This is a genomic window from Streptomyces himalayensis subsp. himalayensis, from assembly GCF_013778455.1.
GTDB classification, from domain to species: Bacteria; Actinomycetota; Actinomycetes; order Streptomycetales; family Streptomycetaceae; genus Streptomyces; species Streptomyces himalayensis.
This window is the reverse complement of the sequence record NZ_JACEHE010000016.1, coordinates 52,765-74,140: the sequence shown is the minus strand read 5'-3', so window position 1 is coordinate 74,140 and position 21,376 is coordinate 52,765. Positions and strand designations below refer to the sequence as shown.

The window sequence follows — 21,376 nt, the reverse complement described above, 5'->3', positions numbered from 1 at the left end:
CTTGTCCTGCACGGTCCCTTACCGGCGGACGCACACCACCGTCTTCGACCGGCCGCTCGCGGGCGGGCAGTCGTACGTCGCGGTGATGCGCCGCTGCAGCTCCGGGGCGACGTTCCCGGGCCGGAACCAGGACCAGTCGAGCACCGCGTACGGCGCCGGGTCGTGGTCGACGCAGTCGGCGTTCTCCTTGAACGACGGCAGGTCGGCGACGTCGTCCAGGAAGCGGGAGCGCTGGAGGAACGTGGCGATCGGATAGCGGCACTGGGCCGGGTGGTCGACGTAGTACACGGTGTCGCCGAAGGCCAGGTACAGCACCCGGGCGCCGTCCGGGATCTGCGCACGCAGCCGGTCGGCGTCCTCCTTCTTGGTTTCCGAGTTCCGCAGGAACGTCGCGCTGGTCAACCCGACCTTGCCGTGCGAGACCAGGTGCGGGGAGCCGGGCCAGATGCTCCCGGACAGGCACACCACACCGGCAAGGGCGACGAGCGCGGCCGGCCACACGCCCCGGGAACCGGGCTTTGCCGCGGCCCGCCTACGGGCCTCCACCCGGGCGTCCACGACGGCCGCCAGCAGGGCCACCAGGCCCAGCGCCCAGACCGTCGCCGGCCGCTGCAGCCCCTTGGGCGCCTCGGCGTACAGCACGGGCAGCGCCCCGAACAGCAGCGATACGACGCCGAAGCACCACGGGGGTGAGCGGCGCGCCCCACCCACGGCGAGGCCCCACATCGCGGCGGCGACGACGGTCAGCTGGACCGCGTGGTAGAGGAACCAGTTGCCCTGCACGACCACGACGGCCAGGGCGCCCACGCCGATGAGCAGGGCGATCAGGAGCAGTTCGAGGCGGCGCAGGCGCCCCTGTACCCGGGCGAGGATCAGCAGCAGCGCACCGGGCAGGAGCAGCAGCACGGGGCTGAGCACGGCCCGGTCGGCGAGGAAGTCCACCGAGCGTTCGAGGATGAACGAGGGGTCGATGCCGGTGCGGCTGAGGGCCGACTTGTTGATCTGCGGCATGTCCTCGGTCCACTGCCACTCGTGGGACCCGGCGAGCACGCTCAGCCCGAACAGGGCGATCGCGCCGGGTACCGCGACCAGGGCCACGCGCACGGCACGGCCCCGGTCGACGGCCCACACGAGCAGGACGCCGACGGCGGCCGTGGAGGCGGTGGAGTACTTCATCATCACCGCGAGCCCGAGCGGCAGTGCGGCGAGCAGCGCCGCCGGCCACGGCCGGGCCGGGCCGAGCGCCGCGGCGATGCCCAGCACGGTCAGCACCACCGCCGTCCACTCCGGCTGGAGGAAGTCGGTGCGCGGCGCCAGCACGAGCAGCAGGCCGGTGGCGCCCGCCGTGAGGGCCGCCTCGCGCCCGCTGACCCGGCGCAGCAACGCCGTGTACAGGGCGAAGGCGGCCGCGGCGGCGATCAGGGCGCCCTCCGCCTCGATGAGCGTCTCCCGGGCGATCGTCCCGCCGAAGGTGGGCACGTCCAGGAGGGCGACGAACCACCGGTAGAAGAACGGCCGGTGGGTGAAGACCTCCGACGGCGAGTAGCCGGCCTCGCCGCCGAGGCGCAGCGCGCCGAGGACGTACTGCAGGTCACCGGTGAGGCGCCTGGTGAGCACGGTGTACACGACGGCCGCCGCCGCGGGCACGGCGACCACCGGCCACCACAGGGGTGACCGGCGGACGCGCGGTCGCGCGGCGGGCGGCGCCTCGTCGGCCAGGACGGTCGCCATGCCTCAGCCGCCCAGGACCGTGCGCAGCTCGGCGGCGTTCGCCTCGGTGACCTTCCACAGCTCCTGCTGCCGGCCGTGCACGTCGGCGACGGTCCTGTCGTGGTCGGCGAGCAGGTCCCGGGAGCGCTCCACGAGCACCGCGGCGAGGTCGCGGTCGTGCACCGACACGCCCCACTCCGGGCGCTCGATGTCGCGCAGGAAGTACGCCATCTTCGGGTGCGAGATCAGGCTGATGATCGGCGTGCCGCAGCCGAACGGGATCATGCCCGCGTGGCCGCGCATGCCGATGACCAGCCTGGTGCGCGCGTACAGGTCGCGGATCTCGTCGTTCTCGAAGTCGTACATCGGGATGACGGGCAGCGAGATGCCGTGCTCGCGGCGCAGATCGAAGGCGATCTTCTCGTCGTCGAGCGAGTGCGCCACGCACTGCACCTCGCCGAGGTCGCCGAGGTCCTTCACGGCCTTGGCCATCTGCGCCAGGAAGTAGGCGTAGTCGTGGCCGAAGCGCAGTCCGGCGCGGTCATAGGCGGCGTTGATCAGGATGGTGTCGTCGCGCCGGGCCGGGTCCTGCCAGCCCTCGACGAGCTGACGCGTGACCGTGGTCGGGCACGGCTGGAAGCGCACCTTGTCGTGCAGGTGGGCCGGGAGCATGGCGCGCACCTTCTCGATCGAGCCGTGGTTGCGCAGCCCGAAGAAGGCGGAGCGCTCGACGAGCTTGCGCAGCGAGGTGCGGAACCGATCGGCCCGGTAGGACTGCCCGTCGAAGGCGTTGAAGCCCACGGCGTAGACCGCGATCGGCACGTCGATGCGCTCCAGCAGTTCGTCGGGGACGTTCCACTGCCAGGCGCTGTTGCCGTTGGGCATGGTGTCCGGGATGAACAGGCCGCCGCCGCCGATGACCAGGCCGCGGCGGGCGTTGACCCGCTCCAGGGCCGCTTCGTCGAACAGCCGGTGGGCGTGCACCGAGTGCCAGCGACGCGAGGTGGTGTCCGGGTCGAAGGCGAGGCGGACGCTCTCCGGGAGCAGCTTGTCGCCCGCGTTGCCCTGGCGGTCCATGTAGAAGGCGACGTGCGCCAGCTGGTCCTCCGGGCCGCTCTTCTGCTGGGCCGGCACACCGTCGATGGTGCGCTGCTGCCAGATGCGGCTGGCCCGGTGCGTGGGGTCGACGCCGAGTCCGGCCATCGCGTACGTCCGCGCGGTGGTGTCGTCGCCGTGGACCCACGCGATCTGGGCGAGGCGGGAGAAGGCGGTGGCGGCGCGGTTGGGCGCGGAGGTGGCCAGCAGCAGCTGGACCCTGGCTTCCTCGTAGCGGGAGACGCTCATGAGGGCGTGCCCGTAGACCTCGTGCGGCCAGGCCTCGTCGACCGGGATGTGCACCCGCTCCATGATGTCGACGGCGGCCTGGTAGTCGCCGGAGCCGATGTGCGCGAGGGCGACGCGGCGGGCGATGTCGACGTCGCCGGTGCGCTCCACGTGCGGGGTGCCGAAGTGCACCAGGAGGTCCTGGTGCAGGGTCCCGGGACGGGAGAGGTAGGAGGCGTGCAGCTCGGCGTCGTCGACGTCGAACTCGCGCCACCGCTCCTGCGCCTGCTCGTATCCGGCCTCGCCGCCCTGCCACGGCTTGTGCCGGCCGGTGAAGTGCAGGATCGCGGTGTCGTCGGGCACCGGCAGGTCGCCGGACAGGCGCCGCTTGACGAAGTTGTACTTCGGGTCGAGGTCGACGAAGTCGCCGTCGAGCAGGGCGTTGAGGATGCCCTGGTCGTGCTTGTCGAGCTCGTACGAGCCGCTGCGGCCGATCTCGTCCAGCTTCGCGCAGAACTGGTCGGTCAGGTACTCCTTCTGGATCACGAGCAGACCGCTGTTGAGCATGCGGGTCTTGTCGCCGTAGAAGAACTGCGGAACGGCCGCCAGTCCGTCACGCATGGCGAGCAGTTCGTTGATCGGGCCGAGGACCACCATGTCGGTGTCCAGGGTGATCACGGTGTCGTAGTCGCGGATCCTGAAGACGTCGAGGATGAAGTACGCCTTGCGGACCAGGTAGTTGTCCTGGTCGCCCTTCTTGTACGAGTCGTAGTGGTCGGCGTCGACACGGCGGAAGGTCACGCGCGGGTGCAGGGCGCGGATGCGGGCCACGGAGGACGGGCGCAGATCGTCGTGCAGGACGATGAAGTCCTCGCACACGTCCGGGTTGGTCAGGGCGAGGGAGCGCAGCAGGACGAGGAAGCCGGGCAGGTAGTTCTCGTCGACGAAGCTGGCGAAGGCGATGCGGCGCTTGCCGGTGAGCGCGCGGGTGGAGCCCTGATCGGGGGCGGCCGCCGCGGGACGCGCCGCTGCCGGGACGGTGGCGGTTGTCTGGGTCGCGTTCATCGCAGGGAAATCCTCACGCCGGAGACGCTCTGGGCCCGTTCCATGACCCACGCCTTCTCGCTGCTGTATTCGTGAACGTTCGTGATCGGCAGCTTCATCGCCTCGGCGACGCGGTAGGCGCCGCTCTCGTAGAAGTCGAAGCCGATCAGATCGAGAGTGGGGCTGACGTCGAGGAAGTCGAGCAGCCAGAGCATGTTGAAGCCGGACGTCGGGATGGCGGAGAACTGCTCGGTGGTCCAGCCGCCGATGTTGCGCACCGGCCAGCGCAGCGACTCGTCGCCCACATAGTTCTGCGCGCCCGGGACGAGCTTGTTGCGCATCGAGTACTTCCAGTCGGCCGAGTTGCCGCCGGTGATCAGGCGGATGTCGACCGGCTTGTCCCAGTTGAAGGCGTGCTTATGGATGGAGACGTGGATGTCCGTCTTCTTGCCGGTGTGGACCGGGTCGATCTTGTACGAGTTGAAGCGCATGACCAGGTCGTACGAGTCGATCTCGGCGCCCATCGAGCTCTCGCCGACCTTGGCGGAGTTGGCGATGAGGCAGATCGACTTCCCGGCGATCCGGTTGCGGAACTCGCCGAGGCTGAGCCACTGCACGCCCCCGAAGAGGGGGTCGGTCACCGGGCCGCGCATGCGGATGCGGCGTGACTCGGCGTACAGGCCTATCGCCTCGGTCAGCTCCGGCGTGGGGCGGGTCGCGATGCCGGTGCACAGGTCCAGGTAGTGGCTGAGCGCCTCCTGGAAGTCCTGCTCGGCGGCCTCGGTGCGGTCCATGGCGATGAGCGCGCCGACCAGGCGGGCCTGGGCGCCGTCCCAGTCGCCCGCGGCATGCGCGGCGAGACCGTCGGCCCAAACGTCGGTCGCCGGTCCTGCGGTGAACCGGGTGGCGTCGGGGACGGTGCGCTCCAGCAGGGCGAGGAGCTCGGCGCGCCGCTCCAGCGCGGTGCGGATGCCGGTCACCCGGGCGCGGACGCCGAAGCCGTCGTCCTTCGTCAGGTCCAGGTAGCGCTCGAAGGCCGCAGCCGCGTCGGCCGGGCGGCCCATGGCCTCGAGGAGGCGGCCGCGCAGCCGCCAGCCGGCACGGGAGTTCTTGCGCTGGGTCAGCACGGTGTCGCTGATGAGCAGGGCGAGGTTCAGCTCGTCGTCGTAGCCGCAGTCCACGGCCTTGTTGCCGACGGCGAGGAGGGCGTCGAGCAGGTCGTTGGTGATGCCGCCACCGCCGCTGACGGCCTTGGCGCCGCGCCGGAGGAGTCCGCCCGCCGCGGGGGCTGCCGGGGCGGCCCCCGACTGCGAGGCCCAGACGGCGAGCAGCTCGCGCAGCTTCTCCGCCAGGCCCGTACGCCGGGAGTCGAGGCTCCCGACGAGCTTGCCGCTGTGCACGGCGCATGCGCGCAGACAGTCCTCCAGCTCGGCCGGTGTGACCTGGGCGGTCGGCGGGCCGGCGTCGGTGGGCGCGGATGCCAGGTCCCCGGTCCGGGGACGTGACCATCTGCTGCGAACCCTCGTCATGGTGCTCCTGCTCTGGGTGGGGCGAAAGATGGCAAGGCTCTGCCAAGAGGTAGAGGAAGGTCGGAGAACGGTAAGAAACCAAGACGACACTCCGGTGAACTGCGTGGGACCGGGGAGCAAATCGTCTCCCCGGCGGATTCGCCGTCGGGCGGGTGAATGCCCTTCACACCCCCGTCCCCGTTCCGCCGTCATTCGGAGTTCGACAGAAGTTTCCCTATCGGCCAATTTCGTGGGCCTTCCGTTCGTTGAACACAGGCCTAGCCTTTCCCCCACCTGTGATCCGTGCGACACCGGGTCAACTCTTTGAGAGATTGATTGAGGTCATCGGTTCCATGAAAAGCCGCTCCCTGCTCCGCAGTTCGGCCTCCCGGCGCCTGCTGCGTCCCCTCGCCGACCTCATCGACCAGCGCATCGAGCGGCAGGTCCGCTCTGCGGTACGCCGTGAACAATCGGCGAGCGAATCGGTCCAGCGTGACGTCCAGGTCCTGAGGCAGCATCAGGTGACGTTCGACCTGCTTGTCGGCCCCCGGGCGACGGGCATCTCCCGCGTGGTCGTCCCGAGCGCCCTGAACCGCCTCCAGTCCGAGGTCGCGGCTCTGGGCGGCGACCGCGACGCGGCGGTCCGCAATGTGGCCGCCGCCTTCCGGCTGCTGGTCGCGCTGGAGTCGCTGGGCGTGGGCCGGATCGCGGGCGGCACGATGAACATCTGCGGCAAGCTCGGCACGATCCCGCTGCTCGACCCGCCGAACGACGAGATCCTGGAGATCGGCACGCTGTACGGCATGTTCTCCGCCGGGCTCGTCCGGATGATGGAGCGGAACGGCCGCAGCCCGAGCCTGACCATCGTCGACCCCTTCGCCGGCGTGCAGCTCCAGCCCGGCACCGATCAGCGCACCGACCCGACGGGCACGCCGGTCGACGAGCACGCCGTACGCACCAATCTGGCCCTGGCCGGCCCCGCGGGCGCCGCCGCCCGCATTCACCAGGGCTTCTCGGAGGACCCCGAGACCCGCGCGGCCGTCTCGGACCGCCGCTACGGCGTGATCATCGTGGACGGCGACCACTCGGCGGAGGGCGTCGCCAAGGACCTCGAGTGGGCGGAGGAGATCGCGGCCCCCGGCGGGATCGTCGTCCTCGACGACTACAGCGACCCCAAGTGGCCGGGCATCAAGGAGGCCCTGGACAAGCACCTGGCGGGCGACACCCGCTTCACGTACCTGGGCAGGGCGGCGCGTTCGGCGTTTCTGCGGGCTTCTTGAGGGGCGCTCGGTTGCGGGTGCCGGGATCCGGGCGCTCGGTTGCGGGTGCCGGGCTCCGGGCGCTCGGTTGCGGGTGATGGGCTCCGGCCACTCGGAGCCGGGCACCGCCGGACACTCGGAGCCGGGCACCGCCGGACACTCGGAGCCGGGCATTCCGCTGACTGTGGCGCAGGGTTCACCAGGACCTGATGCGGCTGCGGCCTCGGTCTCTACCGGACCACCACTACGTCACCGGCTACTTCACCCGCCCGGGCCCCCGTGCGACATCGACGTGAACTGCTGGGGACAGACCGGCAAAGCCCGGCCTGATCGAGGGCTGTCGCGTCAACCGGCCGCTTAGGGTGGGCGAACGGCGCCGCGAGGGCGCCGGCCGCAGGGCGGCGACAGACGCCTGCGGACTCATGACGGTGGCGGGTGCCTTGCGCAGGACGGCGCCTCGGGCGCGACGACGCCCGAACAGACCCGCGGACGGTACGAGGCATCCGAGGTATCGAGCGTGACCGAGACGGTCGTCAGCACATCCAAGCCCCAGCCCGCCGCCACGGGTCTCGCGAGACCGGGGGGTGCCACGACCGCGGTACCGCCGCGGAGGAAGTCCGCCGGAGGCCGGCTGCGCGCCCTGGACGGGCTCCGCCTGGTCGCCGCGCTGATGGTCGCCGCGTACCACTACGGCGGCCGGGACGGCGAGATATCCGAGGCCTGGGGATCCTCCACAAGGACACAGTTCCCCACGGCCCACACCTGGTTCGCCTATGGCTCTCTGGGCGTGCAGATCTTCTTCGTCATCAGCGGCTTCGTGATCTGCATGAGCGGCTGGGGCCGGCCGCTGCGCTCCTTCTTCGCCTCCCGTGCGTCACGGCTGCTGCCCTCGTACTGGGCGGCGGTGGTGCTCGTCACCGCGGTCTTCGGTCTGCCGCCGGTCGCCTACGAGGCGGTGTCGCCGAGCGATGCGCTGCTGAACCTGACGATGCTTCAGTACCCCTTGGGCGTGGACCGGGTGCTCGGCGTGTGCTGGACGCTCTGGGCTGAGATCCGCTTCTACGCTCTGTTCGCCCTGTGCGTCGTGCTCCCCGGGGCCACGCGCGAGCGCATCCTCCTGTTCTGCGCGGTGTGGACGATGGCCGCGGCCATCGCGGACGCCGCGAACGAGCCCTGGCTGAACATCGTCCTGATGCCCGATTACGCACCGTTCTTCATCGGCGGCATCGGGCTGTACCTGGTGCACCGCGACCGCCGCGACGCCACGGCCTGGGGCGTCGTCGCCGTCAGCTGGCTGATCGGCCAGCACTACGCGGTGACGCGGCTGTGGCAGGCGCCGACGGACCCGGACTTCTTCTCGTACCGCTCGTCGCTCGCCATCATCCTGGTGGTCACGCTCGGCTTCGCGGCGGTGGCCGCGATCGCACTTGGCGCCCTGAACTGGGCGAACTGGCGCTGGCTGACGGTCGCGGGCGCCCTGACGTACCCGTTCTACCTGGTGCACGAGCACCTGGGCTGGGTGGCGGTGGCCGCGCTGCACCGGGGCCTGGGCCTGCCGTCGTACGCGACCCTGGGTCTGACGCTCGCGGCGATGCTGCTGCTGGCGTGGCTGCTGAACCGGTATGTGGAGGGGTGGATGACCCCGCTGCTGCGGTCGCGGCTGGCGACCAGGGGTCGCTGAGCCGGGATTACGCCGAAGCCGGGGAGTACCGCAGGTCAGGACGGGTCGGCGTCGTCGTTCGTGCAGCAGTGCGCGATCACGTCCGCGTAAGGGCGGGCGTACGCCTGCGAGTTCGCGTCTATGCGTGGGTACGCCTGCGGGCCAGTTCCTTGATCTCCTCCGGCAGCGCGTCGGCGACCAGCAGCCGCGGCAGGAGTTCCGGCTCACGTGTCATCGCGCGGAAGACGAGCGCGACGGTCACGTCATGGTCGGGCCGACGCACGATCTCCACCGGATCGGCGGCGCGGATCTCCCCCGGCTCGATCACGCGCAGATACGCGCCCGGCAGCGCGGCCTGAGTGAACCGCTTGATCCAACCGTCACGCTCCAGCCAGCCCTGGAACGTCGCGCACGGAATCCGTGGGCACGACGCCTCCAGAACAACGTCCGGCCCGATGCGCCAGCGCTCGCCGATCAGGGCGCCGTTGACATCGAGGCCGACGGTCGTGAGGTTCTCCCCGAAGACACCGTTCGCGAGCGGCCTGCCCAACTCGGCCTCCCACCCGTTGAGATCCTCGCGGGCATAGGCGTAAACGGCCTGGTCGGAGCCGCCGTGGTGCTTCACGTCGTGGACCCGGTCGCCGACGAGACCGACCGTACCGGTGCCCTTGGGGCCGGGGGCGATCACAGCGACCGGGCCATCCACGGGCCGCTTGTCGATGCCCGTCGCGCTGAGGCCCTTCCACGGGTTGGGGCGGGGCCTGCCGACATTGACGGAGAGCAGCTTCATGGGGGGCGACTTTACGGTCCGCTGCCCTCGGAGGGCGACACATTTCACATGCTGCGGCCGGCCCTCTCGAGCCGGCCGCAGTTCTCAGTGTTCGGTTGTCAGTACGGGCGTCTCGGCCCGCCGTCAGATGACGTCGTTCTCGACCTCCTCGTACACCCGGTCCCACCAGGTGACGCCCTCACCGGTGAACGCGGCCGGATCCTGCTCCTCCAGCTTCCGGGCGATCTCCATTCCGAAGGCGACCCGCGCCTGTTCCGCCGGGTCGTCCTCCTCCTCGTCATCCTCCGGCTCGAGGTCGTCGAAGTCGTCGAGGTGCTCGGTCCGGTAGTCCCACGCGGCGAGCGCGTCGAGGAAGGCCATCAGGGACGAGTTGACCAACCGCGGCTCGGGCAGGGACGGGTCCAGCAGCACGACCCGTCCCTTCTCGTCGAGCACGTACTCGGACACGTACGAGTCGCCGAGCTGCGATTCGTGCTGGCCGAGCCGCCAGAACCGCCCGACAGCGCCTTCGCCCGCCGCTGAGAACGCGCCGCCGTGGGGGCTGGGGTAGAACATCCCGTCCACCTCGGCCGGCAGCCCGTACTCGCGCGCCACTTCCAGGGCTTCTCGCACAGGCTCAGGCCACTCGGCCGCCGACGCCGAAGCATCGGTGTCGAGGTCGAGCATGCCGGCCTCATCCCATGACGTGGACGTCAGCCACTGCAGCACGTACTTCACTGGCTCCCCCTTCGAGAAGGTCGGTTACGACAGTGTCGGGAAGAGTTGGTTCGTACATTCGAGGTCCACCCCTGCGAATGTCTGCGCGATCGTCCACACAGTCCTGACGACGACGCCCGCCCCTGTGCCGCCGCGGTTCCCCCGTATGGTGACGGCGTCAGGCTCCCACACCCTCGCGACATCCGTGCCGGAGGACGCCGTGACCGTCGCCGCTCGTCTCGTCTCCACCGTCGCGGCTCCGCTGGACCCGGCGTCAGCCGACGCTCCCCAAATGCTGCACTCGCCCGGACGCAGGCTGCTCGTGCAGCGCGGGGACACCGAGCTGGCCGTCCACGACCTGGACGGCGAGGGGACGGTGGTCCGCTTCCCCGCGCCCTGGCCTCGCCGGTACGGCTCGGTGACGGTCTCTCCCACGGGTGACGTCGCCGTGTTCGCCGGCGTCCACGCGTTGCGAGCCGTGGACTCGACCGGCGCCGTGCGGTGGGAGATCCGGCACGGCTGCTGGTCCGCCGCCGTGTGCACCGTGGCCCATGCCTCGTTCGCCGAGAACGCCGACGACTACCACCACGGCCACGCAGACAGCGGCTCGGCGGCCTTCTCGTCGGACGGCAAGCTCCTCTGGGCCCACATCCGCAACTGCACGGGGCACGACGCCGATGAGGAATGGCTGATCATCGACCCCGCCGACGGCACGGTACTGACCCGGGCCGCAACGATGACCGTGGGGTCGGGTTCCATCCACTTCCCCCACCCGGACCCGGCGTACATGGGACTGACCGTCCTCGAGGGCGAGGAGAACTCCCCCGTGCTGTGGGGACACTGGGACGGCGAGAAGCTCACCTTCCAGCGGTTCGAGGAAGAAGTCCTGCTCGCCGTGAGCCCGTCCGGGCAGCACTTCCTGACCACCGATCCTGGGCAGTGGGCCCTCTACCTGCACCGGGCGGAGGATGGCACGGAACTGCGGCGTCTGAACGCCGGGGAGGCCGTGCCCCCTCCCCCAAGCGAGGACGACCGCGTGTGCTGGGACTACGAGGCGGCGTTCCCGTACGAGGACACCGCCGTGGTCGGCACCGAGCACTACGCGGAGGTCCCCCGCCACTGGCTCGTCCAGCCACACACGATGGCCCTGGGCGGCCGGATCGCCTACCCACTCCCCGTCTCGGGATCGCCCCGATGGGCGGGGCAGGGCGCCTGGTACACCGTCTCCAAGGACAAGACCACCCTCCACCTGTGGCAGCTCGCCGACGCGCCCTGACGTACCCGTATGACATTCGCGGGGGTCCCGGCGGCCTGACTGCTGTCGTCTTCTCGGCGGGGCCTTCCTCCAGTCGCCCCACATAGCTAGAAGGTACGGCCCGAGGCGGGCAGCCCGCCGCCCAGCTCATCCCGCCGAGCCCCGCGGGCAGTGAGTTCATCATGCGCCACTCGCTCCGGTCCCTCCCAACTCGTACGAGCCGGCGGAGTCGGGCGGCACGGGCTCGGCCACCGGCCTTCCGCCGCTCGTCAGTCGTAGTAGCCGGGCCGCGCGACCAGTACGGACTGAAAGTAGTGGCCCTGCTCCTCCGCCGGGTTCTCGTCCTCGACGAAGGGACGCCACAAGGCGAGGAGCAACTCCGGAGCCGTGTAGCTGCGGCCTCCCTCGTCCTCCTCCAGTTCCGTCAGAGCTCCCAGCCGCTCGATCACCTGCCGCGCCGGGGTGCGCAGCAGGTCGATGCCCTGGTAGCTGACCTCGACGTCGCCGTAGGGGCGGTACACCTGGACCGCCTCGACGAGACCGCCGCTGGTCTCCACCCCGATGGACATCCCGCTGTCGTAGTCGGCGGTCCCTCTCGTCGGCACGCCCGTCGGCTCGGGCTCGCGGTAGCCCTCGACGCTGCGCAGGGCCGCCTCGGCCTCGTCGAGGGTCATCCCGACCCGGACGGGGCCCACCCCGAACGGGGGCGTCACTTCAAGAATCATGTTCCTCATTCCTCACATGACCGTGGTGGGCCAGGGCTGGTGCACCCTGACCCACCACGAACCGATCACGGACCTTTACGCGCCGGTCAGCCGATCTGACTCGGTACGGTCCTCAGCGCCTGGTAGGCCGGGTTGTTGGCCATCCCGTCCACCATCTGCCGGATGGCGTCGTCGTACTTGGTGCCGAATCTACGACGGATGTCATCGATATCCATCTGCACCGCCTCGTCGATGCGGCCGGCGTCGATGAGCTCCTTCTGCCACATGCGCCAGGCCTGCGACGCGCGGTAGCGACCGGTGGAGTACACGGCGCGGTGGTCCAGGTAGTCCATCTGGATCGCCGGGCCGTCGCCGTAGGCGAAGTCGGTCACCGAGTCCGGCGGGATGTGGTTGATCTCGGTCCCGGGAACGTTGTTGCCGGTGGCCGGGTCCTTGAGGTTCTTGTAGACACCACCCTGGTACTGGTGGCCGGCCGGCGCCCGGTCCTGTCCGCCCGGGCCGCAGCCGTTGTGGACGAGGAGTTCGATGCCGCCGGCGAGCACGTAGTAGTCGTGAACGCCGCTGACCGTGAGGTTGTGCACCCGGGCATGGCGGCTGCTGTGCTCCACCGCCGTGATCTGGACCCAGGTGCCTGCCGAGGTGCGCAGCCACATTCCGGGTTCGAGATCACCGGCCTCGACCCACCGTCCCGCGTCGGGCAGCCAGAATTCGTGCCCCTCCGTGGAGGTGATCTTGCCGGTCTTCCCCTCGGACTTCACGGTGAGGGTGACGAGCTTCTTGTCGCCCTCGTGCGAGCGTGTGTCGGTGACGACGCGTGTACGGGTGTCGTCTCCTTCCACATCGGTGGCCTTGACCTCGTCGCCGACGTCCAGGGCGTCGATGGCCTTGGTGCTGCCGTCGGCCATGACGACCTGTGTGCCCGGTACGAAGCTGTTGACCTTGCAACTCGGTGCATCCGGTTGGTCCTTGGGTGCCGTACCGTCCGGGGTGGTGTCCTTCGGCCTGGGCGGCGTGGCGGCATCCACCGCGCCGTCGACCTTGTTCTCGGCCTTGCGGACGTCGTTGGCCGCGTCGAGCGCGTCGATGCCCTTGTCGACGTACCGGCCTGCCTTGATGGCGGTCGCGCCGTATCCCGCCAGCGGAATCGCCGAGGTCATGGAGAGGGCGGCGTCGACGTAGTTGCCCTCGGCCAGGTACCAAAGGCCGTTGGCCACGTCGGCGACCTCACCGACGACCGGGACCAGGCCGACCACGTCGAGTGCCGCGTGACCGATGTCGGACCACGACATTCCGAAGAGGTGACCGTCCAGCTCCACGAACGTGATCGGGTTCCCGCCCGCGAACGAGTAGCGGTTGCCGGTGAACGGGTCCATGGCCAGTGCCATGTCGCCGAGCGCGCCGCCGTACATGTCCCGGGTGAGGAACCTGTTCAGCCCCGGATCGTAGTTGCGGAAGCCCATGTCGTAGGTTCCGCTCGACTTGTCCCACCGGGCCGCGTTGAACCGGAAGGCGTTGTACGTCTCCTTGTCGGGGTTGCCCTCATCGGGCTTGTCCGCCCCGGAGAACTGCTGCTTGTCGTCGGAGCCGTAAGCGGTGTAGCCGTACGTGGCGCGGGTGTTGCCGTCCTCCTTGGTGATGGCCTCGACGTCGCCACGCGGGTGGTAGGTGTACTGCGACAGCTCCTTGGTGCCGTCGTCCTTGTGCTTGATCTGGGTCAGCTGCTGGTTCCACGGCGCGTACTGGTAGGACTTGTCGGCTTTTCCGTCGACCGTCTCCCGCAGCACCGTCGAGTCGATGCCCAGATAGGTGAACGCGGTCGTCTTGCCTTCCGTCCCGTCGGTCTGCTGCGTGACGGTGCGGTCGAACGGGTCGTAGGTGTAGGTCGTGGTCCGCGCGGCGGCTCCGAACCCGGCCCGGTGTTTCGCCGTGCGGTCGAAGCCGTCGTAGTAGTACTTCTCGATGGTCTGGCCGCCGGCCGAGACCGTGTCGAGACGCCCCAGGGGGTCGTAGTTGTAGGTGTTGGTGACACCGCCGGAGGCCGAGGACAGCAGGCGGTTCCGGTCGTAGCGGTGGGTCGTCGGGACGTCGCCTACCGACTGCTCGACGACGTTGCCGTTGCCGTCGTAGCTGTAGGTCTCCGTGGACGAGGAGTCACCGGTCTTGGCGACCTTGGTGACCCGGTCCTGCGGGTCGTACTCGTAGGTGTACGTGTTGTCGATGTAGTCCGACGTGTTGTCGGCGTTCATCAGCTTCAGCACGTCCTTGGCGCGATGGCCATTGAGCGTGTACTCGAGGTCGTGCTGGGCGACGGTCGTCCCGCCGGCCTTCTTCTCCACCTGCTTCTTGATGGAACCGTCGGGGTAGTACGTGAAGTCGACGGTGTTGCCGTTGGGCTTCGTCTGCTTCAGCAGCTGACCGCGAGCGGTGTAGCTGAAGCTGGATATCTGCTGGTTCCCCGCGGTCGGCGAGTCGGCGTTGGTGACCTTGACGACCTGGTCCCGGATGTCGTACTCGAACTTCGACCAGGTCAGGTCATGGGTCGAGGTGAGCGGATTGCCGTTCTCGTCGTACGTGAGGGCGGTGGTGTTCTTGACCGAGCCCGCGGCGACTTCCTCCACCTTGGCGATCCGGTTCAGTCCGTCGTAGGCGAGCCGGTAGGTGTCGGTCTTCGGGTTCGGCGAATGGTCGCCGACCTCGATCAAGTTGCCGTTGGCGTCGTAGCGGTAGGTGAACTCCTTCTTCTCGTTGTCGGTGTCACCCGTGTTGTTCCGGACCAGCTTGACGGCGTCGGCCAGCACGGTTCCGTTGGCGGCGTCCGTGAGCGTGACCTTCTGCGGGCCGTCCTCGACGAAGGCATAGCTGCCGAGCGAGACCCATGTGCCGGTGCTCTTGGTCTGGTCGACGGTCTTGGTGACGCTGCCGCCGTCGTGGTCGACCGTGAACTTGGCGTCGGTGGCCGCACCCGTCATGTTCGGGTACCGCACGAAGACCTCGTAGGTACCGTTCTGCGGGATGTTGAGCTGCCACACGAACTTGTCCGCGCCCGTGCCGGCCGGATGCGAGTACGTGTCGTAGCCGTACTGCTTCTCGGCCTGGGAACGCGTCCAGTTGCCCTGGATCGCCGTGTTGTTGAAGTCGGAGCTGTCCACGACCACCGCGGCCAGGCCGACCGGGATACCGTCCTCGCTGCGCGACTTCTTGTTACCGGACGTGTAGTAGTCGGTGGTGATTGTCCGGCTCTGGGAGCCTCCCGCCGAGGTCAGGGTGTTCTTCGTCTGCTGGCCGAGGTCGTTGTAGTCGTAGGACGCCACGATGTCCCACGGGTCCTCCGAGGTCCTCGTCCATCCGTTGTCGTAGTAGCTGTACTTGGTGATGTTGCGGGTGGTCTGGCCGTCGGACGGCGGCGCCGAGACCTCTGAGAGCTTCCCGACGGAGTCGTAGAAGTAGAAGGTGCGGTCCGGTGTGCCGTACTTCGGATCGTCCTTGTCGTAAGGGGAGATCTCCTCCTTCACCCGGTTCAGCGCGTCGTAGCGGGTCTCCGAGACGAAGTCGTCGGGGTCGTCCGTGGTGGCCACACCACGCGCGGTGACGGTCCTGGTGGGGTTGCCCACCTCGTCGTACTCGTAGCGGACCGTGCGGTACACCGGGTTGCCGGAGCCGTCCTTGTCGCGCACGACCTTGGACTCGACGAGAGCGCCCCGCTCGTCGTACTTCGCCAGCGACTCATTGCCCTCGGGGTCGGTCATCGACACGCTCAGACCGTCGAGGTCGAACTTCGACGAGGTCGTGTTGCCTGCAGCGTCCATCGATGTGACGACCCGGTGGTTCAGGTCGTACGTGTACTTGACGGCGTAGTCGTCGGGATCCGCCGTCGCGTTCTTGCGGGCGTCGACGACCTTGGTGACATTGCCGACGTTGTCGTACGTCGTCGTCACCTTGTCGCCGCTGGCATTGACCGTCTCGATCGGCTGGTAGACCGCGTCGTAGCGGACGGTCGTGGTGAAGTCACCGGCCTCGGGCGTCAGATTGCCCTTGGGTTCGGTGGTGGTCAGGACGTTGCCGACCTTGTCGTACGTGGTCGTGGTCTTCCGGACCGGGTCTGTAGGCTCGTCCTTGGGCAGGACGGTCTCGGTGACCTGGTCGGCCTTGTCGTACACCGAAGTGGAGACCGTGCCGTTCGGCTGCGACACCTGGACGATGTTGTCGTTGGCGTCGTAGACCGGTGCCGGTGTGGTGATGAAGAGGCCGGCGGCCTGGTCCTTCGGCTCCTTCTTGGTCAGCGGGCGGCCGTAGACGTCGTAGGTCTGGGTGACCTCGGCGCCCTTGTCGTTGACGATCTTGGTGACGTTGCCGCGTTCGTCGTAGGTGAACGAGGAGTCGGCGCCCAGCGCGTCGGTGATCGTGGCGGGGTAGCCGGTCGGTCCGAACCCGCTGTTGGTGGTCGGGTTGCCGTTGGCGTCCGTCGCTTTGGTCAGCTGACCGTAGGTGTTGTATTCGTAGAAGGTCGTGTAGTCGTCCGCCGTCGCCGAGGCCACGCCCTTGGGGTCCGTGACCGAGGTGAGGTTGCCGCGGGTGTCGTAGCCGAACTGCCAGGTGCGGCCCTCCGGGGACTTCTTCTGGAAGATGTCGGCGATGTAGCCGTTCAGCCCGGTGGCGTACACGAGCTTGCCGGCGCCGGTGCCGTTCTTGTTGGCCTCGGCCCCCTTCGTCTCCAGCAGATAACCGGTCTTCTGGTCGTACACCCAGGTGGAGACGGCGCCGTTGGCCTCCTCCAGCCGGACGACGTTGTTGTCCGCGTCCCAGCCGAGCTTGGTGGTCTCCGACTTGGCGTTGGTGATCTGGGTGGGCCGGCCGTAGCCGTCGATGAGGTGCGTGGCGGTGTGGTTCTCCGCGTCCGTCACCTTCGTCTCGACGAACGAGCCCGCGGTGCCGTCCGTGTCGCGGTAGACGTACCCGGTGTCGCCGCCGAGCCGGTCGGTGATCGTCTGCGTGTTCCAGTGGAACTTCGGGTCGTCGCCCTCGCTCGGGTAGTAGTAGTCGAGCGAGGTCGAGTTCCCACGCGGGTCGGTGACCTTGACCAGCTTGGCGTTCTTGTTGCCCTGCGTGGCGTCGTAGACGAACTTGAAGACCTTCGGCTGGGACGAGCCCACGCCGTCCGTCAGCTCACCGAGCAGGCCCTTGTCGCTGTAGACGAACTCGAGCTTGCGGCCCGAGATGTCGGTCATCGACTTGACGTGGTCGATGATCTTCGGGCTGGTCAGGTTGGTGCCGGTGACCTTCGTGCCCGCGTCGTTGATGTACGGGTACGAGTCACCCTTGGCGTAGTAGTCGACCGTCAGGGTCTGACGACCGGCCGGGTCCGTGATGTACCGCAGGAACTTGACCGGCTTGTTGTTGGACTTGCGCTCCTCGTACGTGTAGGTCTGCGTGTTGCCGTTCTTGTCGACGATCGACGTGAGGTAGCCGTCGCAGTCGAAGAAGAACTGGGAGCGGTCCGGGCGGGTCAGCGACCAGGCCTTCGGGTCGCCGTCCTTGTCCGGGGTGCAGTCCACGCCGGAGCCCTGCTGCAGCAGGTAGTGCACGCCCGCCGGGGCCTTCCAGGTCCCGTCGTCCTGCTTGCGGAAGACGTGCGCGGTGCCGTCGCCGTCGGGCAGCGTCACCTCGGTCGGGTTGGGGTTCGGGTGGAAGTCCATGGCCGCGCCGAGCCGGAGCGGCATGGCGGCCTGCGCCGACCAGCCGTGGCCGAGGACGGTGTCGGAGGTGTCCTGGGAGTTGTACGCGAAGCGGACGAAGGTGGACAGGCCGCGGCCGGGGTTGGAGAAGGCGTTGTACTGCCAGACCGTGTTGCCCGCGTACAGGTTGGTCATCAGGGTCGAGCCGGCGCCCGTGTTCTTCCCCGCGTACGAGTAGAACTTCTCCAGACCGAGCTGGTCGGAGGTCGGGTCCTCGGTCCGCACGTTCTGCGCGAGCGGCGGGATGTTCTCGGTGGCCGACAGCCAGGTGCCCGCTGTCTTGTTCCGCAGGTCCCACTTGAGGACGTAGTCGAGGCGCTTGTTGCCCGAGTCGGAGTTGATCGGGGCCTTCAGGGCCGCCTTGAGCGTGACCGTCTCACCCGGGGACACGTCCTCCGGCAGAGCCGTCTCGAGCTGGTTGCCGCCGGTGGTGGCGTCCGTGCCGTCGGGCAGCGACCAGGTGTAGGACAGCACCTGGTCGGCGGCCTTCCACTCCGAGGTGGTGGTGTTGGTCAGCGTGACGTCGACCGAGTACTCGTCACCGGGGATCATCCGCGCCGGGGTGTAGGGCGCGAAGTACGTCGAGTCGGTGCTCTTGTCGATGTAGGTCACGACCAGCTGCGGGCGCAGCTGGGGCTCCTCCGCCTCCGAGGAGAGGAAGATCGTCCGCTCCTGCGGGCCGGTCGCCGACTCGTCCTTGAGCCTGATCGCCACGCCGTTGTTGCTCGCCGGGTCGCTGACCCAGGACTGGGCGAGCGAGGAGAGGTACCAGGACTGGCGTGCCGGGTCGTTGGTGACCGTGCCCACCGTATCGGCGACGGCGGCGTCCATGTCGCCGCCCGCCGTCGTCCACGCGGTGCCGCTCGCGGCGTTGTTCCAGGACGCCGCGGTCTCGTCGAAGTCCCTGGTCAGCCCATGGGCCTCGTAGATCGCGCCCGCGGTGCCCGTGGTGGTCGTGAAGCCCCACAGGTCCAGTCGCCCCTCCAGCACCCGGGAATTCGCCGGGATCGCGCTCACACCGGGGAACTTCAGCAGCGCACGCGTCTTGCCGTAGGTGGACGAGTTGTTGCCGACCGACAGCCAGTTCTTGTTCAGGCCCGAGTCGGAGATCGTGTCGTGGCCGGTGGTGGGCTGGGCGGAGGACAGCGTGGTGTCGGTCTGCCCGGACTGGAGCACCAGCGTCGTGCGTCCCGCCTTGGGCAGCTTGACGATCTGTGTCGCGGCGGGGATGACCTGCCCGTCGCGTGTCTTCACCGCGACCATGTAGTAGAAGACGTTCCCGAACGAGTCGGCCGAGTCGGCCGGTGTCGGTGTCGCCGTGGTGTCCGTGAAGCTCGTCTTCTCCTTGTCCACGGGGGCGACAAGCGTCTGCGCGGACGGCGTGAACGTCTGGTAGACGCTGCGGTGCACCTGGTACTCGACGATGTCGTCGCCCAGGTCGGCCGACGGGTCGTTGTAGGAGGACCAGTCGAGCTCGGCGCCGGTGGCGTGGATCACCGAGGGCGCGTCCAGGGCGACGCCCGGGCGGCCGTAGGTGAGCACGAGCCGCGGGTAGTTGGCGACCTCGCCCTTGTACGCGTACTCGGCGGCCTCGTACCGCGGGCCGCCCTTGGGAGCCGTGCTGCTCTCGTCGGCGGCCTTGACGACGAAGCCATGGTTCGGGTTCGTGCCGTTGATCCAGGACTGGACCGTCTTGGTGACGCTGAAGGAGTTCCAGGTGTTGCTCTTGTTGGGCTCCTTGACGGCGACTCCGCCCTTGGTCAGGCGGACGGCGTCGGCGAGGACGGCGGTCGAGGTCGAGGCCGGGCCGTCACCGAGGACGACCTTGCCCGCGGTGCCCGCCTTGAACGGGTGGGTGCCGAGCGTCTTCCACTGACCGCCGGTGCCGCTGGTCTGGTTGACCGTGTACGCCTTGGTGCCGCCGTTGTACGTCACCGTGTACGGGGCGTTGGCGGCGCGGTCGGACGCGGGGACGTAGTGCACGTCGACCCGGTAGTCGCCGTCCTCGGGGAGGTTCGGCTGCCAGGTGTAGGTGTCCCCGGCGACGGCGTCCTTGTTGTACAGGTAGTCCTGGTTGACCGCGTACTGCGTGTACGCGGTGTTGGTCGAGGCCGGCCAGGCGCCCTTGGCGGCGGTGGTGCCCGAGTCGCGGTCGTCGACCAGGACCGAGGTGCCGGACAGCTCACCCGTGATGCCGTTGGCGCTGTTCCAGGTCGCGGTGGTCTCGTTCCAGGCCTGCGTGGCCCGGTGCGCCTCGAGGAGCACCTCGGTGTCGCCCGTGGTGTGCGTCTGGTCGTAGTAGAGGCGCAGGTCGGCCGAGTCCACCTTGGTCCCGGCCGGCACGCTGCCGAGAGGGAACTTCAGCAGGGCGCGGGAGCTGCCGGTCGAGGTGTTGCCGACGGAGAGCCGCCACACGCCGTCGTAGTTGTCGGACGGCGCGTCCGAGGAGATCATCACGTCCTGCGACTGGGTCACCGTCGGCGAGATCGAGATGGTCGGGTCGATGACGACGGGGTAGTCGCGCTTGTCGGAGGCGAGCCACTTCGCGTCGGGGCGGAGGGTGAGCTCGTAGCTCCCGTCGCGGCCGGACTCCTTGAGCGTCTGGCTGACCGCGTCGGTGCCGGCGGTGCCGTACGGGGAGTCGGCCTTCTTCTTCGCGTCCGTCATGAACGGCGCGGGGATGACGAGATCCGGCCGGTTCGGGCCTGAGGCGTCGGTGTAGAGGGCGATGGCACCGCCCTTGAGCCGCTTGGCGTTCAGGCCCTTGGTGGTGAGCGTGAACTCGTAGGACGGCGCGCCCTTCGGGGGCCCGTCGAGGACGATGCCCTCCTTCACGGTGCCGTGTCCGACCGTGTACGTCAGGTCGGCGCCGTCGCCGAGGGCGTTCTCGTACGTGACGGTGTCGCCGTCGGTCTTGGGGGTGAGCTTCTTGGACTCGGCGCCCTTGATGCCGAGGACCACCCAGTGGCCCTTGTCCAGTTCGAACCGGACGAGTTCGCCGGGCTGTTCGCCGAAGTAGGTCCGGGCGAGGTTGGTGGTGTTGGCGTACCGGTAGCCGTCGCGTTCCGTGCCGCGGACAGCCGTGTCGATGGGCTTCCAGTCCTTGCCCGCCTCGTAGTGCGTGGGCACCGAGGAGACTTCCGACTGGACTCTGCCGTCCGACAGCTGCCAGTAGCGGGCGCTGGGCGTGCGTCTGTTCTTGAGTTCCTTGACCCGCTTGGGTTTGGCTCTGGCCTTGCCCTGAGGCAGGTGCTCGTTGCTCGGCACCCCCTCGTCGGAGAGCTGCGGCGGCTTCGCCGGCTCCTGCTCGTCGTCGTCACCGCCGAGCCAGTCCTTGATGCCGCCGAGCAGCGCACGGCCGTCGGCGGGGGCCGCGAAGGCTGGTTGTGGAAGTCCCGCGGCGAGGACCGACACCATGCCGGTCGTCGCCAGTATGCGTCTTGCGCGTGGTCCGAATCCGAACATCGCTGCTTGCCCCGGATCCTTTCGGGAAGCGGACATGGTTCAGCGGCGCCTTGATGGCGGTCGCCGGCAGCGAGTTCTACAGAAGATGCACGTGCGCATGTCAAGCATGGAGACATCGCGCTTATATGGGGCATTGGCTGCCTGAATGGCACCAAGTCCCTTTCAAACGGGAAGTTTTGAGCCAGGTGCGCGGCTCTGGTGGCACGGCG

Annotated in this window: 10 protein-coding genes; 3 read left to right on the top strand and 7 right to left on the bottom strand. The window is 68.8% G+C overall.

What is annotated here, in order from left to right; translation table 11 throughout:
- Nucleotides 1-18: 18 nt before the first annotated feature.
- From H1D24_RS24925 to H1D24_RS24915, 3 genes are read right to left on the bottom strand one after another with little or no spacing between them, the layout of a single operon-like run.
- On the bottom strand, nt 19-1,731 hold the full coding sequence (locus tag H1D24_RS24925) for a hypothetical protein (protein WP_181659907.1): 1,713 nt from the start codon (nt 1,729-1,731) through the stop codon (nt 19-21).
- A gap of 3 nt (nt 1,732-1,734) precedes the next feature.
- Nucleotides 1,735-4,098, bottom strand: coding sequence for a glycosyltransferase (locus H1D24_RS24920; RefSeq protein ID WP_181659906.1), 2,364 nt, complete (start codon nt 4,096-4,098; stop codon nt 1,735-1,737).
- Nucleotides 4,095-5,606 carry a glycosyltransferase family 29 protein gene (locus H1D24_RS24915; RefSeq protein WP_181659905.1) on the bottom strand — a complete coding sequence of 504 codons (1,512 nt, stop codon included), beginning with the start codon at nt 5,604-5,606 and terminating at the stop codon, nt 4,095-4,097. The genes H1D24_RS24920 and H1D24_RS24915 overlap by 4 nt, the downstream gene beginning before the upstream one ends.
- A gap of 332 nt (nt 5,607-5,938) precedes the next feature.
- Here H1D24_RS24915 and H1D24_RS24910 point away from each other — a divergent pair, with 332 nt between their 5' ends.
- Nucleotides 5,939-6,865, top strand: coding sequence for a class I SAM-dependent methyltransferase (locus H1D24_RS24910; protein ID WP_181659904.1), 927 nt, complete (start codon nt 5,939-5,941; stop codon nt 6,863-6,865).
- A gap of 496 nt (nt 6,866-7,361) precedes the next feature.
- The gene (locus tag H1D24_RS24905) at nt 7,362-8,525 is read left to right on the top strand and encodes an acyltransferase family protein (protein WP_181659903.1); all 1,164 of its coding nucleotides are present in this window, start codon (nt 7,362-7,364) and stop codon (nt 8,523-8,525) included.
- A gap of 118 nt (nt 8,526-8,643) precedes the next feature.
- Here the strand turns inward: H1D24_RS24905 and H1D24_RS24900 are convergent, their stop codons facing one another.
- Entirely contained in the window at nt 8,644-9,294 is a 651-nt protein-coding gene (locus H1D24_RS24900; RefSeq protein ID WP_181659902.1) for an MOSC domain-containing protein, read from the bottom strand.
- 123 nt (nt 9,295-9,417) lie between these two features.
- Entirely contained in the window at nt 9,418-10,011 is a 594-nt protein-coding gene (locus tag H1D24_RS24895) for an SUKH-4 family immunity protein (RefSeq protein ID WP_309484433.1), read from the bottom strand.
- Nucleotides 10,012-10,210: 199 nt separating this feature from the next.
- Between H1D24_RS24895 and H1D24_RS24890 the strand changes: the two genes are divergently transcribed.
- Nucleotides 10,211-11,266, top strand: a complete 1,056-nt coding sequence (locus tag H1D24_RS24890) for a hypothetical protein (RefSeq protein WP_309484432.1) — start codon at nt 10,211-10,213, stop codon at nt 11,264-11,266.
- Between the two features lie 248 nt (nt 11,267-11,514).
- On the opposite strand, the gene H1D24_RS24885 is transcribed toward H1D24_RS24890, so the two are convergent.
- Nucleotides 11,515-11,970: a hypothetical protein gene (locus H1D24_RS24885; RefSeq protein WP_181659901.1), complete on the bottom strand. Its 456-nt coding sequence runs from the start codon at nt 11,968-11,970 to the stop codon at nt 11,515-11,517.
- An 86-nt stretch (nt 11,971-12,056) separates the two neighbouring features.
- A complete protein-coding gene (locus tag H1D24_RS24880) occupies nt 12,057-21,203 on the bottom strand; it encodes a golvesin C-terminal-like domain-containing protein (protein ID WP_258564293.1) in 9,147 nt (3,048 codons plus the stop codon).
- Nucleotides 21,204-21,376 lie beyond the last annotated feature (173 nt).

What these genes read in the sequence shown, in the direction of transcription:
- H1D24_RS24920 (WP_181659906.1), bottom strand. Translation starts at nt 4,098, where the DNA reads ATGAACGCGACCCAGACAACCGCCACCGTCCCGGCAGCGGCGCGTCCC.
- H1D24_RS24915 (WP_181659905.1), bottom strand. Translation starts at nt 5,606, where the DNA reads ATGACGAGGGTTCGCAGCAGATGGTCACGTCCCCGGACCGGGGACCTG.
- H1D24_RS24880 (WP_258564293.1), bottom strand. Translation starts at nt 21,203, where the DNA reads ATGTCCGCTTCCCGAAAGGATCCGGGGCAAGCAGCGATGTTCGGATTC.
- H1D24_RS24925 (WP_181659907.1), bottom strand. Translation starts at nt 1,731, where the DNA reads ATGGCGACCGTCCTGGCCGACGAGGCGCCGCCCGCCGCGCGACCGCGC.
- H1D24_RS24910 (WP_181659904.1), top strand. Translation starts at nt 5,939, where the DNA reads ATGAAAAGCCGCTCCCTGCTCCGCAGTTCGGCCTCCCGGCGCCTGCTG.
- H1D24_RS24900 (WP_181659902.1), bottom strand. Translation starts at nt 9,294, where the DNA reads ATGAAGCTGCTCTCCGTCAATGTCGGCAGGCCCCGCCCCAACCCGTGG.
- H1D24_RS24885 (WP_181659901.1), bottom strand. Translation starts at nt 11,970, where the DNA reads ATGATTCTTGAAGTGACGCCCCCGTTCGGGGTGGGCCCCGTCCGGGTC.